General features: G+C 43.0%; 13 protein-coding genes and 1 tRNA gene. 9 read left to right on the top strand and 5 right to left on the bottom strand.

Features of this window, described 5'->3' with window-relative positions:
• Window positions 1-92: 92 nt before the first annotated feature.
• The 5 genes from recQ to M1E93_RS17590 all read left to right on the top strand — a co-directional run bounded on the left by recQ (window position 93) and on the right by M1E93_RS17590 (window position 5,741).
• Window positions 93-1,919 (top strand): ATP-dependent DNA helicase RecQ, encoded by a 1,827-nt coding sequence (recQ, locus tag M1E93_RS17610; RefSeq protein WP_004915592.1) that lies wholly within the window; start codon window positions 93-95, stop codon window positions 1,917-1,919.
• A 15-nt stretch (window positions 1,920-1,934) separates the two neighbouring features.
• Window positions 1,935-2,930, top strand: coding sequence for a lysophospholipase L2 (gene pldB / locus M1E93_RS17605; protein ID WP_426207039.1), 996 nt, complete (start codon window positions 1,935-1,937; stop codon window positions 2,928-2,930).
• 13 nt (window positions 2,931-2,943) lie between these two features.
• Window positions 2,944-3,750, top strand: coding sequence for a sugar/pyridoxal phosphate phosphatase YigL (gene yigL, locus M1E93_RS17600; RefSeq protein WP_004915597.1), 807 nt, complete (start codon window positions 2,944-2,946; stop codon window positions 3,748-3,750).
• Between the two features lie 223 nt (window positions 3,751-3,973).
• Window positions 3,974-4,687, top strand: a complete 714-nt coding sequence (locus tag M1E93_RS17595) for a hypothetical protein (protein ID WP_004915599.1) — start codon at window positions 3,974-3,976, stop codon at window positions 4,685-4,687.
• Between the two features lie 262 nt (window positions 4,688-4,949).
• Entirely contained in the window at window positions 4,950-5,741 is a 792-nt protein-coding gene (locus tag M1E93_RS17590) for a tetratricopeptide repeat protein (RefSeq protein ID WP_004915601.1), read from the top strand.
• Between the two features lie 9 nt (window positions 5,742-5,750).
• Here the strand turns inward: M1E93_RS17590 and M1E93_RS17585 are convergent, their stop codons facing one another.
• The 4 genes from M1E93_RS17585 to rsgA form a co-directional block, all read right to left on the bottom strand.
• Complete coding sequence (locus tag M1E93_RS17585; protein WP_076914533.1) at window positions 5,751-6,083, bottom strand: hypothetical protein; 333 nt, start codon at window positions 6,081-6,083, stop codon at window positions 5,751-5,753.
• A 71-nt stretch (window positions 6,084-6,154) separates the two neighbouring features.
• Complete coding sequence (gene mscM, locus M1E93_RS17580; RefSeq protein WP_040132544.1) at window positions 6,155-9,496, bottom strand: miniconductance mechanosensitive channel MscM; 3,342 nt, start codon at window positions 9,494-9,496, stop codon at window positions 6,155-6,157.
• Window positions 9,497-9,534: 38 nt separating this feature from the next.
• Complete coding sequence (gene asd / locus M1E93_RS17575) at window positions 9,535-10,491, bottom strand: archaetidylserine decarboxylase (RefSeq protein ID WP_004915608.1); 957 nt, start codon at window positions 10,489-10,491, stop codon at window positions 9,535-9,537.
• A gap of 127 nt (window positions 10,492-10,618) precedes the next feature.
• Window positions 10,619-11,671 (bottom strand): small ribosomal subunit biogenesis GTPase RsgA, encoded by a 1,053-nt coding sequence (rsgA, locus tag M1E93_RS17570; protein ID WP_040133385.1) that lies wholly within the window; start codon window positions 11,669-11,671, stop codon window positions 10,619-10,621.
• A gap of 117 nt (window positions 11,672-11,788) precedes the next feature.
• Between rsgA and orn the strand changes: the two genes are divergently transcribed.
• Window positions 11,789-12,331 (top strand): oligoribonuclease, encoded by a 543-nt coding sequence (gene orn / locus M1E93_RS17565; RefSeq protein ID WP_014657301.1) that lies wholly within the window; start codon window positions 11,789-11,791, stop codon window positions 12,329-12,331.
• 346 nt (window positions 12,332-12,677) lie between these two features.
• Window positions 12,678-12,753 (top strand) — tRNA-Gly (locus M1E93_RS17560).
• Window positions 12,754-13,451: 698 nt separating this feature from the next.
• Here the strand turns inward: M1E93_RS17560 and queG are convergent.
• Window positions 13,452-14,609: a tRNA epoxyqueuosine(34) reductase QueG gene (gene queG / locus M1E93_RS17555; RefSeq protein ID WP_104873166.1), complete on the bottom strand. Its 1,158-nt coding sequence runs from the start codon at window positions 14,607-14,609 to the stop codon at window positions 13,452-13,454.
• Window positions 14,610-14,850: 241 nt separating this feature from the next.
• Here queG and tsaE point away from each other — a divergent pair, with 241 nt between their 5' ends.
• Both tsaE and amiB read left to right on the top strand, forming a co-directional pair.
• A complete protein-coding gene (gene tsaE, locus M1E93_RS17550) occupies window positions 14,851-15,315 on the top strand; it encodes a tRNA (adenosine(37)-N6)-threonylcarbamoyltransferase complex ATPase subunit type 1 TsaE (protein ID WP_004915627.1) in 465 nt (154 codons plus the stop codon).
• A 14-nt stretch (window positions 15,316-15,329) separates the two neighbouring features.
• Window positions 15,330-16,625 (top strand): N-acetylmuramoyl-L-alanine amidase AmiB, encoded by a 1,296-nt coding sequence (gene amiB, locus M1E93_RS17545; protein ID WP_036942650.1) that lies wholly within the window; start codon window positions 15,330-15,332, stop codon window positions 16,623-16,625.
• The last annotated feature ends 5 nt before the right edge of the window (window positions 16,626-16,630 follow it).

Below are 16,630 nucleotides of genomic sequence, written 5' to 3'. Positions count from 1 at the left end.
TTCAAGTGATACCTTGAAAAACACCGAGTGCTAACCCGCTATTTAGATGCTGCTCTATTGAGCAGCTATCAGTTTGTCATTTGAGGATCCGCGTGTCTACAGCTGAAGTGATCTCCCAGTTTTCACTGGCTGAAAGTATACTCAATAATACTTTTGGTTATCAGTCTTTCCGCCCTGGGCAGGAAGCTGTTATTCGTGCCATACTCGATAACCGCGATTGTTTGGTGCTTATGCCAACTGGGGGCGGTAAATCGCTATGTTATCAAGTTCCTGCTCTGGTTAAAGAGGGGGTAACGCTGGTGGTATCGCCTTTGATCTCCCTAATGAAAGATCAGGTCGACCAATTACGCCTTCATGGTATCAAAGCAGCTTGTTTAAACTCCTCTCAAACCGCTCAAGAGCAGCGAGACGTGATGGCCTTATGCGCCCAAGGCGCCATCAAGTTGCTGTATGTTGCGCCCGAAAGGTTATTAACTGACTATTTTCTTAGCCAGCTGAGTAGTTGGAATATCAGTTTATTGGCGGTGGATGAAGCACACTGTGTTTCGCAATGGGGGCATGATTTTCGTCCTGAGTATCGCGCCATTGGTCAGTTACGGCAGCACTTCCCTGATGTTCCTATCATGGCATTAACGGCAACAGCAGATGAAACGACACGAGCCGATATCGTACGTTTATTGGCCTTACATGACCCTTTGATACAAATCAGCAGTTTTGATAGACCCAATATCCGCTATACCTTAGTCGAAAAATATAAACCGCTTGATCAGCTTTGGTTCTTTATCAAAGCACAAAAAGGTAAAGCGGGTATTGTCTATTGCAATAGCCGCAGCAAAGTGGAAGAAACGGCAGAGCGTCTGCAAAAACGTGGGTTAAGCGTTGCAGCTTATCATGCAGGGTTAGATAACCAACAACGAGAGTGGGTACAAGATGCTTTTTTAAAAGATAACCTACAAATTGTTGTGGCAACAGTGGCTTTTGGTATGGGGATCAACAAGTCCAATGTGCGCTTTGTGGCGCATTTTGATATCCCTCGCAATATCGAGGCCTATTATCAAGAAACAGGGCGAGCAGGTCGCGATGGGGTTGAAGCGGAAGCCGTACTATTTTATGACCCTGCGGATATGGCATGGCTACGCCGCTGTCTTGAAGAGAAACCCGCTGGCTTGCAGCAGGATATTGAGCGCCATAAGTTGAATGCGATAGCTGCATTTGCGGAGGCTCAAACTTGCCGCCGATTAGTGCTGCTCAATTATTTTGGTGAAAATAGGCAAGCGCCGTGTGGCAATTGTGATATCTGTTTAGACCCGCCAAAACAGTATGATGGGCTAGTGGATGCCCAAAAAGCGCTATCTTGTATTTACCGTGTTGGTCAGCGTTTTGGTATTGGTTATATTGTTGAGGTCTTGCGCGGGGCAAACAATCAGCGCATCCGCGAACTAGGTCATGATAAATTACCGGTATATGGCATCGGTAAAGATCAATCCCATGAGCATTGGGTCAGCGTTATCCGCCAGTTGATCCATCTTGGGATGATCACACAAAATATTACGCATTTTTCAGCGTTGCAATTAACGGAAGCAGCTAGGCCGATATTACGCGGCGAATCCGCTTTGCAACTTGCTGTTCCTCGTGTTTTGGTGGCAAAAAGCCGTAATCAGCAAAGCAAAGTTTATCGAGGAAACTATGATAAGAAGTTATTTGCTAAGTTGCGCAAATTGCGTAAATCTATAGCAGACGAAGAGAATATTCCTCCATTCGTTGTGTTTAATGATGCAACCCTGATTGAGATGGCTGAGCATTGTCCGGCTTCCCCTTCAGAATTGTTGTTAATTAATGGTGTGGGGGAGAAAAAGCTTGAACGCTTTGGTGATGCTTTTATGACATTGATTAGGGACCATCTTGAAGGTTACGAATGACGAAAGGATATACATATGACCCCAGAAAAGCTGAAAGAAAATTGGTTAAACCGAGAAACTCAATTTTCTGCATTTGCTAACGGTCCACTTTTAGACTTTTGGTTGCGCAGAGAAGAAGCTGAATTTCTAGGGGTCGATGATGTTCCTATTCGCTATGTTCGTTTTACCCATTCCCTAAATAATAAAGCCGTTGTTATCTCCCCTGGTCGTAGCGAAAGCTATATGAAATACCCAGAAGTTGCCTATGACTTTTATCACCTCGGTTTCGATGTCTTTATTATTGACCATCGAGGGCAGGGGCGCTCCGGACGTATGTTGGATGATCCACAAAAAGGCCACGTTGAAAAGTTTACTGACTATATTGATGATTTTGCAAAGTTTGTTGAACTTGAAGTGCAATGTCGGCATTATCTCAAATGTTATGCATTAGCCCACTCAATGGGGAGTGCGATCCTCGGCGGCTATTTATTACGGGATAATGTCACCTTTGATGCAACGGCGTTTTGCGCCCCTATGATTGGGATTAATTTACCGATCCCACACTGGTTAGCGAGCTTTATTGTTGATCGGGCGGAGCTACACCGCAGTGTGCGTAATGACTATGCGATTTCAACGGGGAAATGGCAGCCGTTGCCTTATTTGATCAATGTGTTGACTCACAGTCAGGAACGTTACCGGCGTTATCTCCGCTATTATGCGGATTATCCCGAATTGCGGCTAGGTGGCCCTACCTATCATTGGTTAAAAGAAAGTTTTGCAATTGGCGATGAGCTAATTGCCCGGGCGGGAGAAATTGATGTACCACTGTTGGTGTTAGAAGCAAGTGAAGATAAAGTGGTCAGCAATCGAGAGCTACAGGCTTTTTGTCAAAGTCGGCAAAAAGCACAGACAGGAAGAGAAGAAAAATTACCCCTCGTGATTGAAGGGGCACACCACGAAATCCTGTTTGAAGTGGATGCATTAAGAGCGATGGCGCTTAATGCTATCTGTGATTTTTTTGAGCAGTATTAGCTAGGAATGATTTATGAAATATCCTGTTGTTGCTTCTGATTTGGACGGTACTCTTTTATCTCCTAATCATGATTTAACCGCTTTCACCAAGGAAACACTGAAACAATTAGTAGAAACACAAGATATCCATTTTGTGTTTGCGACGGGTCGTCACCATGTGGATGTTGCACAAATTAGAGATGGTTTAGGTATTGATGCCTATATGATCACGTCGAATGGTGCACGGGTACACAATACAAAAGGTGAATTGATCTTTAAGCATAATGTTGATCCTGAAATTGCTCATGAGTTGTGCTTGATGGAGTTTGATCACCCTGATTTGGTGACCAACTATTACGGGGGAGATGACTGGTTTATTAACCGTGAAAGCCCCGAACAGAAAGAGTTCTTTAAAGAATCGGTATTTCAGTACACGCTATTTGATCGCCATAACTTTGATACTTCAGATGTTTGTAAAGTCTATTACACCAGTGAAGATCACGATATGTTGGTAGATTTACAAAATCGCATCCGTGAACGTTGGCAAGATCGTGTTAATGTGACTTTTTCACTACGTAGTTGCTTAGAGGTCATGGCTGGTGTGGTTTCTAAAGGGGAAGCCCTGCAACAAGTTGCGGCACTTCAAGGTTATCAAGTGCATGACTGTATCGCCTTTGGTGATGGTATGAACGATAAAGAAATGCTGACCTTGTCAGGGAAAGGTTGCATTATGGAAAATGCTCACCAGATGCTTAAAGATGAATTACCTCAACTTGAGGTCATTGGCTCTAATGCCGATGATGCGGTAGCGCGTTATTTAAGAAAGCTCTATTTAGCATAATGTAAAAATTAAATGTTATCCGAAAATAGAGGTCGATAAAACGACCTCTATTTTATTATCGCAAATCTATTCATTCACCTACTGCTTAGCTATTTAAATATTAAATAAAAACAGCGTTTATATGTGAAATATAAATTTTAACTCTAAATTAAGTTAGTTTAAGCTATGCTATTAATATTAAAATAATATTGTTTATCTAGGCTTGAAAATAGAGGGAATGTGTATGGATATCGACGTCAGAGTGGAAAAGCTCCTAGAAAAAATAAGTCTCGCCCATCGTTCAATAAAGCTGTATGAAGAGAGGATATTGCAATTAAATCAATCAGCTAAAATGAGTTTTAACTCAATAGATAATGAGGTTAACGAAGGTGATTTTCAATTTATTTTCAGTATATTAAATAATCTAAAATCTGATTTGGAAAATAACAAGGAATTATTTGGATTGATTTTAGAAAAACAAATAATATATAAAAATATACTCGATGAGATTAGCAAAATTAATGTTGGGCCAGCGTTATATCAAGCCACTCAATTTGATAATGATATTGAAATGCTAAATAGCTTTATAGTATCACAGGAATTTTTCGATAAAGTTAACGATGAATTAAGCCGCATTAGTCATTCTTATTATGGTTCATACCGTCAAATTATTGAGGAAATGCAGCAGTTAATTGAAGTGAGAGGTTATCTTCAATATGACCTACAAGGGATTAATAGTGACCTTGAGCCGATTAAAGAAACATTGAATGTATTTCGGTTAACTGGGGAGCTACCTCGAGACATTGTGTTATACCGGAGAATACAAGAGAGAGCCGATGAGTTATTGCTATCAAGCCATATTAGTGCGCTCCCTCCAGCAGAAAGCGAAATACCGGTATTTCGAGACAACTCTCTCGATGCTTTTTTACCCAATCAATTGTGCCATGCTAAACCGTAAGCGTGTGTCTTACCATAACGAAAGTAAGGTGTTGCCGACACCTTACTTGGATCAGGAAATATCTCATTTTATACAACAAACTTAAAAAAAGATGCTGAATTTGCAATAAAGTCAATTTTCCTATTCTTTCTGTATGCAAGTGGCATTAAACTATCAACGAGTCGGCAGTGTGTTTAGGCTATAGCTTAGCAGCAGTTTGCCGATAATAATGGATCACACTGTTTTCGCAGTCGGTAATTTGCACTGTTGAGGGTTGTTTAGGATGAAAAAAATTGCGTTAGCGCTATTGTTGGGTTCTGTTTGCTATAGTTCATTATTACTGGCTACTCCCCCGATAAAATCGGCACCTTCACAACAGACAATAGAGCAAATTACGCAATTAGCACAAAAAGGTGATCCAACCGCACAATATCTTCTCGGTCAACGCTATTTTAAAGGTAATGGCGTTTCTCAAGATTCTAAAGTCGCTGCTGAATGGTTTATCAAGGCGGGTGATCAAGGCAATGCAGACGCTCAATTCCAATTAGGAACAATGTATGTGAACGGCTTTGGCGTTCGCCGAGACTACGATAAAGCGATGCTTTGGTATCAACAAGCGGCTAAACAGAATGATACACGGGCAGAAACCAATATGGCGATGATGTATGCTCAAGGCCTTGGTGTCGCTCAAGATCTCGAAAAGGCAGCTTATTGGTTCAGAAAGGCCGCTCAAGGGGGCAACGTGATTGCCCAATTCCATATTGGCCAAATGTATTCTATCGGCAGTGGTGTTGATCTCGATAATGAAAAAGCGGTGTTTTGGTTCCGCAAAGCTGCGAAGCAGCGCGATGCAAAAGCACAAGATCGTTTAGGGGTCATGTACTCTGAAGGGAAAGGTGTAAAGAAAAACCTTCAGCAATCTTATGCTTGGCTAACCACCGCGGTGTATAGCGGTAATAAAGAGAGCCATCGGCTGCAAAGTAAAGTCGCAGAGCAATTAAGCGAAAGCGAATTAAAGCAAGCGCAAAAATTAGCAGAGAACTATATTCAATCCTATGGATTTAAAGCAGGTTGAATGATCTGATCATTCGTGGGATATGATCCGATATCCCACCATAATGATCACGGATAATACAAGATAGGCCCAGCTCATACGGTAAAAACGGTTATATCCCCATCCCCGACGCACATCCAACTGTAGTTGCTTATCTGATACTTTACTCACCAAAATACGAAACGCCACAATATATAGCAGGGTCAGCACTTGCCATAAATACAGGATGTTGACTGCAAATGATTTACCTACCACCAGTAAGATGATGAGTGGAATAAGAAAAAACAGAATGGAGCCGATCTTCTCAAGTTGAGAGACTCGCAATAAAGTCAGTTCATCTTGTGGTTCAATGGGCGCTTTCATTTTTCTACCTTAATTCATCGATTGAGTATTAAGGCCAACGGCTTGATGGCCGCTGACCTTGAATATCACCATTATAACTCCCCGGATTTACGCGGAGGGTTGCGACCAGAGAGGTTGTTTGTTGCGCTTTGCAGTGCATTCTCCCGTATGTCCACTCGAGCTTGGAATGGTGGGAATGGCAAGGTAATGCCTTGCTCTGCAAATGCTGCCAGTATGTTTTGATGGATTTCATGACGTGCAGGTAACCGATGCCCCATCTCAGCAGCATAAACACGCAATTCAAAGATTTGAATGCCTTGTTGTAAATCAACTAAATAAACCTCTGGGTTCGGGTTATCAAGTATCATCGTGGAACGCTCGGCCGCACTGAGTATGATAGAGGTCACTTGCTGGCTATCTGCATCGGCAGGAGCAGGGATCGTCATCACGATACGCGTGATCGTGTCAGATAAGGACCAGTTAATAAATTGCTCAGTAATAAAGGCCTTATTAGGCACAATAATCTCTTTTCTATCCCAATCTGTTAAGGTTGTGGCTCGAGTATTAATCTTTGTAATACTCCCTGTCAGATTACGGATCGTCACGGTATCGCCAATTCGAATTGGTTTTTCAAATAAGATCATCAACCCAGAAATAATATTGGCAAAAATCTCTTGTAAGCCGAAACCTAAACCAACCCCCATGGCGGCTATCAGCCATTGTAATTTTGACCAATCAATCCCGAGCATTGAGAAACCAACGATGGTACCAATGATGGTCAATGAGTATTTGGTTAATGTCGTGATGGCATACCCTGTACCAGGGGTTAAATCTAAGTGCTGCAATACTGCCAATTCAAGGAGTGCAGGTAAGTTACGCACCAACTGAGTCGTGACGATAATGATCAGTATGGCGATAAAGATAGACCCCATAGTGATCGGCTGAACAGTATCAACCCCATTAATTGTCGAGGTTACATCCCACAGACGAATATTTTCAAGGAACGAAAATGCAGTGTGGAGTTCAGACCAGAGCCAAATGAGAGAAACCAACGCTATCATCGTGAGGATTGAGCGGACTAACCCGACGGATTGCGCGCTGATTGCATCAAGGTCAATCACTTGCTCATCAATATCAATGTTCCCTTCGCCACTCGCATTGGGTTGGTGAATATCTTCTTCCCCTTTGGCCCTTTGCGCTAAAATTTCTGCACGACGTTGTTTGGCTCGTTCAAAGGCTAATTTACGGCGCTGTATTGACATCCAACGGCGGATAGCATGGTAGACAATCAATAATACAAACCATATCGCGACAGAGGTCTCTAAACGGCCAAGCAGGGCTTGAGACGTTGAGAAGTAGCCTAATAGTGAGAAGAATGCAGCGATAATCGGTGCAACCAGCAGCATCCACCACAGTGCTTTATTGATTAGGTTATCCCCTGAACCATGTCTATCAAGGTAGAGAGGCACATGGGTGCGGCGCAAATTGTTTGTCATTAAGCTCAATGCAAAGCACAGTAGCAAGAAGCAGAAGCGACCGATGGAGGCAGAAAATTCCCTATCACTGTAGTGCTCAAAAGTGATCAGCGCCATCATCAGAGGTACGATGACAAAAATCGCGAGCCGGTAATAACGCATCGCACGTTTTACCGCATCTTTATCCCACCCAAAGTGCGCAATAAATAGACCCGTTGGGCGTGAAAATGTTTCACTGATCATAAATAGCCATAGCACGGGAGTTGTGGCACTGACACCATAACCTATTGCCGCCGCCATCGGGTATTGCCAAGCACTTTGTAGGCCATAACCAATGGCAGACCACATCATTGGGAGTGGTAGCGCCACAATAATGGACCAAAAAATCGTGCGTATGGTGAGGTAAAAGTGGTCTTGAGTCACTTTACCAATGCGTAAGCTTGCTCTATCTAGAAAGTCTTGATAATGCTTACGCGTGCTAATACTAAAAATCACTAAAATGATCGAGCCAAACAGATATAGGAAGGTGTCTTGAGTTGTTAACATCACTTTAAAGGCACCAGTGAGCTGCGATAAGGTGTCTAAAGAGAGCAACTGAGTAATATCTGTTATCAATAAAACAGGATAGTGGAGTGTTACCGGTGGAGCATCGGCAACCCAAAACAGATAACGGTGTGACGCATCTTTAACATCTTTTAATGCGTCTGTTAGCTGGCTAGTGGCGACATTTAATTTTGTCAGCTCTAACATTTCGGTATCAAAGCCAGAAATGAGCGCGGTTAGCAGCTCTTTACGCGTCTTAATTAATGATGAGTAGACTTGCGCTTGTGCTGGGCTTAAATTATTTTCGGTCTCTTGTGTGGCGGTATCCAGTTTGGATAACCGGTCTAGCATATCTTCATAATTTAGGCGTTGTACCCGTAAATCTGCCATATCACGGTTAAGCTGCTGGCTTTTAGGAATTTCCGGTAAACGTGATAATTGGGTACGAAGTGCCTCACCTAACGTACTTGAACCATCAAGCCACTGCGCTTGCTCGCGGATAGTTGTCAATGCTTGGCGTGCATCTTGTATTCCCGAGGAGATTTCTGCTTGGCTCGTACTGATAGTGTTCATACGAACCGCTTGCTCAGTCAGTTCTTGGGATAGCTTGCGGTTAATATCAATTTGATCTTTAAGGAAAGGGGTCAACTCACCTTGTTCTGCAAGCATTTCGGTGTGTTCGAGTGCTAATACCGCTTTTTGCTGGCGCAACGTATTTTGCACTTCACGTAATTTTTGTAATTCAAGCTCCAGCCGGTTATAGCGCTTTTTATTCAGTTCTAAAGCGACGCGTGAAATTTCTTGGCGGTTATTCGCGGATAATTGCGCCATTTCAAGCTCATTAACCTCAGCTTTGCGAGCACTCACTTCGGCTTGAGCTAAGGTTGTTTGGGCTTCTGCTAATGGTGTAGTAGGAGAGCTTAGTGATTGTAAGCGAAATGACGCTTCAGAAAGGAGGCGGCGTGCTTCTGATAATTGTTTTGGTAATGCACTTAGCGATTCACTGATTTCTCGGCCTTTATCTTGCTCCTGCTGTGTCTTTCTTCCCTGATCGAGAAGCTGACTACTCACTTGAATGATTTGTTGTTCAAGCTCAGACAAGCTGATATTGGTTGGAATATTGGTTGGCTCATCGCTTTCATTGAGTAGTTCTTGTCTTAGCCCCTTGATAATTTTAGGGAAATTATCGATGGCGTCTTGATAAGACTTGGCTTTAGCTTCCGACTGATTGGCTTCACTGATCCAGTTAAGTGCGCCTTGAAATGCTTGCGCTATTTCCGCATCTTTAGGGTTTTTACTGGGGTCGAGCTGAGCAAGCTCTTGCTTAATCAGTGCTTCATTTGGCGTACTATTGGAAGCCCCTGCCGCAGAGAAGGCGATTAGCAGGCTGAAAAAAAAACCGATAATCAAACGCACAGTCAGGAGCTCCTTCAAGCAATTAACAATATAAGGTATTACTGGGTTTCAATTTGCTCAGCGGCGGTATCCACTGAGGTATCATTTGCCACGGTTTCCGCCAGTAGCTCTCCCATACGAGTCGCATAGCCGGGGATCAGTGAGGCATTAAAACGAATAGCGTTCGGTTCAAACAGGTTAATGACGGTTGAACCTAGCTTAAAGAGACCCATTTCTTCGCCTTTTTTCAAGAATACGGCACCTTCAGTCAGTTGATCTGGGTAGGTCCAGCGCTTAATAACCCCTTCACGCTGTTGGTTAACACAACCACCCCAGACAGTTTCAATGCTACCAACGATAGTGGCACCGACTAAGATTTGCACCATCAGACCCACATCGGTTTTAAACACACAAATTAGGCGCTCATTACGGGCAAAGAGGTTGGGAACATTGGCGGCGGTCAATGGGTTGACAGAGAATAAATCACCCGGTACATAAATCATCTCGGTTAATAACCCATCGCATGGCATATGTACACGATGATAATCGCTAGGGGATAAATAGGTTGTGATAAACTCACCGCCACGGAATTTATCAGCTAGCTGATAATTACCCGCGAGCAAGGCTTCGACCGTATAATGGTGACCTTTGGCTTGAAAGATTTGGTCATCTTGAATTGAACCTAATTGGCTCACCGCACCATCAGCCGGTTGCGCTAATTGGTGTTTTCCTGTCACTAATGGGCGCGCTTCTTCTTTTAGCGGCCGAATAAAGAAATCATTAAACGTTGCATAAGCGGTGAACTCGCTTTTTTGTGCTTCACTCATATCCACTTTATAGGCTTTTGCAAACAGCTTAATTGCCCATTGAGTGACAAAGCCTGCATTCTTATCGGCGAACCAGCCGGCAAGTCTTGTAAGACCCTGTTTTGGTAGCATATATTGCAAACGTATTTTAATCTTATCTAGCACGTTAACCTCAAATTCGTAAAGGCCAGTTAGCAAAAAGGCAGTCATTGTACCTTTGCTTTTTTAAATAGGCTATTTTGTTTCGATAGGCTTAAAAATCTTTACCATTGATGAATCACCTACCAAAATAAATGTAAGTACTCGCTCACTTGGTTAGTGAGTCGTTAAGTCAAAACTACTTATCTTTACCCGTAAAATTCCCACGAGGCTTAATCTGTTCCATGCTCTCCAAAATACGATGATAATTTTCAAACCGTGATTCGGCGATTTTCCCTTCTTCCGTAGCTTCACGCAGTAGACAACCGGGATCATCCAAATGCTTACAATCGCGGAACTTACAGCCACCTAAATAGTCTTTAAATTCGACAAAACCTTTTGTTACTTGTTCCGTAGAAAGGTGCCATAGGCCGAATTCACGTACTCCCGGGGAGTCAATGACATCGCCACCTAACGGAAAATGATATAACCGCGCTGTCGTTGTGGTGTGTTGGCCTAGCCCTGAAGTATCTGAAACGTCATTGACTAAAATGGTTTCTTCATTATGAGGCAAAAGAGCGTTCAGTAAACTGGACTTGCCAACGCCAGATTGACCTACAAACACTGATATTTTGCCGATCAGTGCGTTAGTAAGTGCTTCCATTCCTTCGTTGGTATGGCTAGAAACTTCCAGTACTTGGTAACCAATATCACTGTAAATAGTCATTAATTCGCTGACCCATTCACGGTTTTCTTGGTCTAATAGGTCAATTTTGTTTAGGACAATAATGGGTTGGATGCCTAAAGTTTCGCAAGCCACTAAATAGCGATCGATAATATTCAGAGATAACTCGGGTAAAATCGAGGAAACGACCACGATTTGGTCAATATTTGCAGCAATAGGCTTTAGCCCATCATAATAGTCAGGGCGTGTTAGGACGGAGTGGCGTTCGTGAACGGCTTCAACAATGCCATTAACTTTGATATCGGCTTGTGTATTCAACGCAGGGCGCCAAACTACGCGATCTCCTGTGACGAGAGATGAAATAGTTCGGCGTAAGTTACAACGCTGTAATGTGCCATCGCTTGCTTCGATGTCAGCATGTTGCCCAAATCGGCTGATCACTAGCCCTTCTTGCGCTTCTCCTAATAGGCTGTCATCAATCTCAGTGACTTTTTGTTTTTTAAGTCTTTTTTGATGATTTGCCTGTACTCGGCGCTGTTGGCCTTTTGACAGTTTCTGCTTAGCCACCTGACCTCTCTTGATATTGTTGGCTGAGTTTTCTTGTTTACTAACTTGAGTGGATCGCGTCGATACCTCAAACGCGTTATCATACACGAACTCCATTGGATCAAGTTAGGGTATATGATGCAAAAGAATGAGAATAATTTAATCTGGATCGATTTAGAAATGACGGGTCTCGATCCTGAGCGTGACCGTATTATCGAAATTGCCACTATCGTTACCGACAGTCAGCTTAATATTTTAGCACAAGGTCCTGTCATTGCGGTTCATCAAACACAAGCACAATTGGATTTGATGGATGAATGGAATGTGAATACCCATACAGCAAGTGGCTTGGTTGAACGCGTTAAAAGCAGTACTTTCAGTGAGCGTGAAGCTGAATTAGCGACGATTGAGTTTCTAGAGCAGTGGGTACCAAAAGGGGCATCACCAATCTGTGGGAATAGCGTTGGTCAAGACCGTCGTTTTCTATTCCGCTACATGCCTGAGTTAGAAAGCTATTTCCACTATCGTTACCTTGATGTTAGCACCCTAAAAGAGTTAGCTCGTCGCTGGAAACCTGAAATTCTCGCGGGCTTCACTAAAAAAGGCACACACCAAGCTTTAGATGATATTCGCGAGTCTATTGCAGAATTGGCTTATTACCGTGAGACCTTTATCAAATAATCAAAGCAGAAAACTGAAATTGGCGACCAAAAGGTGGCCAATTTTTTTAGCGGTTAATTTATCACAGCGCGTTAAAAGTATAAGTAACAGGCATTCGGGTTTTCATGGCATGGACGTCATTGGGCGATGCGTTTTTAGAAAAAAGTAAAAAATGTTAACTGATTGAAATCAGAAGTTTACTTGCAACGCTGATAAAATCATCACAATGCCCAATTTATCAGCAAACAAATAAAAAAGTGAAAAAATTGAGCCAAGGGGCTTGCCTGCCGTGCAATTTCTCGTATAATGCGCTCCCCGTACCGATGAAGATTTTCATGAGTACGGTAAAGCAAAAAGAAAGTATTTTGCGGGAATAGCTCAGTTGGTAGAGCACGACCTTGCCAAGGTCGGGGTCGCGAGTTCGAGTCTCGTTTCCCGCTCCAAAATCCTTAGTCTCTTACCTCTTATTGTTAAAAATCCAACTGCTTTCATTAAGAAATGACACCTATTTGATGCACTAGGTGAATTGCGTTCGAATCGGTTTATTCATCAACAAATGCTTTTCTTTTAGTGATGATCGGCAGAGAGTGATGATCATCACACTCTTTGGGATCTTTTTCAGATCTTGCGGTTTTTTCTGCTTGCATTCATTAACTTGTCGCCATAGAATAGCCACCCCCTGACCAATAGGGGCGATCAATAAGTATCCAAATTGTTATAATTTCAGTTGTAATAATAAACAAAAAAGCCGATTTTTGCAGTTTCAGTGACTTTTTTGTACCAACCTTGTGTTTTAAGCGCTTTAATTTTGCTGAGAGTAGTAAAAAAGAGGACTTATTTAATTTCCTATCATTAATAAGTTATCCACAACCTATCATCAATGCTGTGGTGCTTTTACGCGTCTGTAATACTTTAATGCACCGAGTTATCCACAGGATAGCATGATAGGTAATCGCACATATTCCAAAAAGCTATTGCTTCGTGGTGATAGATATCTTACTGAATTTAATAGTAAATATTTTTGTTTAAAATGTGGCTAACCTAGCTTGCAAATTCTTTACCTATTGTCAGCTAAGCAATTTTTTATTTTATTCACACGGAGTTGATTTTTATTCGTTTGCAGTATAGGGGTGTATTATTTTTAAGCATCCCTAGGTAAACCTTTAGATATGGCGCGTACAAGGCGTTTCTGCTGTGAAGTTTGAATAGTTACTTGGTTTTCTTCTCGGCGCTGTAATTGTTGTTGTATTGCCCATTGGATATGCTCATCCAACATCTCCCCCATGCCTAACCGTGAGTGCAATGCGTTGACAATCGTGTCCTGATAGGGGGCATTGCCTAACGCGACACTGATATTTCTGAGCCATTTTAAGTAACCAATGCGGCGAATTGCTGAACCTTCAGTCACTTTTAGGAAAGTCTCTTCATCCCAGCTAAATAGTTCAAGAAGTTCGGGCGTGTGTAATACGCGTCTTGGGCTAAAATCTTGTTCATCGGTTAATTGTGAAAAACGGTTCCAAGGGCAGATCAATTGGCAGTCATCACAGCCGTAGATCCGATTCCCCATCAGTGGGCGAAACTCTTCCGGGATCGGGCCATCAAGCTCAATGGTTAGATAAGAAATGCAGCGGCGAGCATCGACGACATAAGGTTCAACGATCGCGCCGGTAGGGCAAGTGGTCATACAGGCCACACAGCGACCACACTGCTCTTCAACAGGTTGATCGATAGGAAGAGGTAAATTAACTAAAAGTTCACCGAGAAAAAACCACGATCCAGCTTCACGATTAAGGATCAACGAATGCTTGCCTGTCCAGCCTAAGCCTGCCTTGACGGCGAGAGGGCGTTCTAAAATAGGGGCAGAGTCGACAAATGGGCGAAAATTGAGATCGTCAGAGCAGATATGTTCTCGGCAGTATGCCAAGATGCGATCACTGAGCATTTTCAAGCGCTTTTTTAATAGCTTATGGTAATCTCTACCTAGTGCATAGCGGCTAATATAACCTAATTCAGGGTTACTTAATGTGCTGGCAAAAGCTGCTTTTGCAGGCAGGTAGTTCATACGCACGCTGATCACGCGCAATGTGCCGGGATGTAATTCGTGAGGTCTTGCTCGCATCATCCCATGGCGTGCCATCCACGCCATCTCACCGTGGTATTGCTTATCGAGCCATGCCTGTAATTTTGGCTCTTCAAGGGAAAGGTCAGTGTCACAAATACCGACTTGCTGGAAGCCAACTTCACTCCCCCATTGTTTGATATTTTGTGCAAGAAGGTTGAGATCGAGATGTGTTGCCATTAGATTTTATATTGATGCTAAGCTGAGTGAAATTGCAGGGGCACTTTACCATGATCCCGTGATTTCACAAAATCATCACTGATGCCCTGTTGTGTGATGTAACAGGATTGGTCGCTTATCTGATATCCACTATCTAAATATTTCTGTAATGTTATTTAAGAAAAATGGATCGGCTTAGGTTAATATAGTCATTATATCTATATTGATCTATTTTTCCTTACTATAGCTGATTGAACTTTCCATGAAAGAACGTATTTTACAACTTGCCAACGAAGAGCAAACAGTGGCGCTAGGGCGCGCTGTCGCAAATGCCTGTCAACGAGGCGTCGTGATTAACTTGTATGGCGATTTGGGCGCTGGCAAAACGACATTTAGTCGCGGTTTCTTACAGGCACTCGGGCACCAAGGTCACGTAAAAAGCCCGACGTATACGCTTGTGGAGCCTTATGATCTTCCTGATGGGCAGGTTTTTCATTTTGATCTTTATCGTTTAGCTGATCCAGAAGAATTGGAATTTATGGGGATCCGAGACTATTTTTCCCCTGAGTCGATCTGTTTAGTGGAATGGCCTCAACAAGGCAAAGGTTTTCTGCCAGAAGCGGATCTTGAACTCCATTTGACTTATCAGGATGAAGGGCGTCAGGCTCACTTTATTGCTTTTTCTGCAAATGGGGAGTCGTTGTTAGAAGAATTACAAGCACTCTAAGGGATATATTGCTCATGACGAATGCATTGCCGAGAAAAATAACAAAAAGAAGTTTTTTCTCCTTCTTATTGCTGTTGATGATTGTTGCATTATGGTTAGTTGCACGACCTGTACAGGCGGCGACCTTATCGAACATACAGGTTGATAATAGCCCATCAAATGCACAGGTGACACTATCCTTCATGGATGGTAAGCCTGATTACAAATATTTTCCCCTGCATTCGCCAGAGCGGCTAGTTATTGATGTTAAGCAAAATGGCGAAATTATCGGCCTACCAATGAGAGTGCCTGCTGGTGATTTGGTTAAAGTGGTTCGTACCAGCCAGCCACCGGATAGCCGACACAAACGTATCGTATTGGAACTGTCAAAAGCGGCAAAAGTACAAACGTCGCTGAAACAAGTCGCTGGGCAGTATCAAGTGGTATTTACGCTTTCCTCGGGGCAAAGTCGTGCACCAACGTCTTTCAATAATACGACTCAACCGATGCAAGTGCCTAATAATGCGGTGCAAGATAAACCGTTAAAAATGAATTCGCAGGCACAGCGACCAGCTGTTGCACCTGCACCAGTTAAAACCAATAAAACAATGCCCAAGGGGGCAAAACAGGTCGTGATTGCTATTGATGCTGGGCATGGTGGCAAAGACCCCGGGGCGATTGGTAAAAACGGCTATCGAGAAAAAGATGTTACGTTAAGTGTTGCACGTAAACTGTATGCAAAACTTGAGGCTGACCCTATGTTCAAGCCAGCGATGACCCGAGATGGTGATTATTTTATTTCTGTCAGTGGGCGTTCAGATGTTGCACGTAAGAAAGGGGCTAACATGTTAGTTTCTATTCACGCTGACTCTGCACCAAATAGTAGTGCGCGAGGCGCTTCTGTTTGGGTATTGTCAAATCGACGTGCGAATAGTGAATTAGGTAACTGGTTGGAACAACGTGAGAAACAATCCGAGCTATTAGGTGGAGCAGGCGATGCATTAAGTGGTGCAGACCCTTACTTGAGCCAAGCGGTACTCGATTTACAATTCGGTCATTCACAGCGGGTTGGCTATGATGTGGCGGTACAAGTACTCCATCAATTAAGAAAAGTGGGTAATATTCATAAACGTAGCCCAGAGCATGCCAGCCTTGGGGTTTTGCGTTCGCCTGATATTCCTTCAATTCTGGTAGAAACAGGGTTTATTAGTAATAGCGCTGAAGAGCAGTTGCTTAAATCCAATGACTATCAAGAGAAGGTCGCCGAAGCTATCCACCAAGGTTTGCGGCAATACTTCCTTGCAAATCCGTTGCAAGCGGCACCTAATTAAGGGGG

The organism is Providencia sp. PROV272 (assembly GCF_049901975.1).
Lineage (GTDB): Bacteria > Pseudomonadota > Gammaproteobacteria > Enterobacterales > Enterobacteriaceae > Providencia > Providencia stuartii.
The sequence above is the reverse complement of the archived record's forward strand: the minus strand, read 5'-3'. Positions and strand labels throughout refer to the sequence as shown.

Bases quoted from the DNA above. Each gene is read 5' to 3' on its own strand.
- pldB (WP_426207039.1), top strand. From the start codon at position 1,935: ATGACCCCAGAAAAGCTGAAAGAAAATTGGTTAAACCGAGAAACTCAA.
- yigL (WP_004915597.1), top strand. From the start codon at position 2,944: ATGAAATATCCTGTTGTTGCTTCTGATTTGGACGGTACTCTTTTATCT.
- M1E93_RS17595 (WP_004915599.1), top strand. From the start codon at position 3,974: ATGGATATCGACGTCAGAGTGGAAAAGCTCCTAGAAAAAATAAGTCTC.
- M1E93_RS17590 (WP_004915601.1), top strand. From the start codon at position 4,950: ATGAAAAAAATTGCGTTAGCGCTATTGTTGGGTTCTGTTTGCTATAGT.
- M1E93_RS17585 (WP_076914533.1), bottom strand. From the start codon at position 6,083: ATGAAAGCGCCCATTGAACCACAAGATGAACTGACTTTATTGCGAGTC.
- asd (WP_004915608.1), bottom strand. From the start codon at position 10,491: ATGACTGCCTTTTTGCTAACTGGCCTTTACGAATTTGAGGTTAACGTG.
- orn (WP_014657301.1), top strand. From the start codon at position 11,789: ATGCAAAAGAATGAGAATAATTTAATCTGGATCGATTTAGAAATGACG.
- queG (WP_104873166.1), bottom strand. From the start codon at position 14,609: ATGGCAACACATCTCGATCTCAACCTTCTTGCACAAAATATCAAACAA.
- tsaE (WP_004915627.1), top strand. From the start codon at position 14,851: ATGAAAGAACGTATTTTACAACTTGCCAACGAAGAGCAAACAGTGGCG.
- amiB (WP_036942650.1), top strand. From the start codon at position 15,330: ATGACGAATGCATTGCCGAGAAAAATAACAAAAAGAAGTTTTTTCTCC.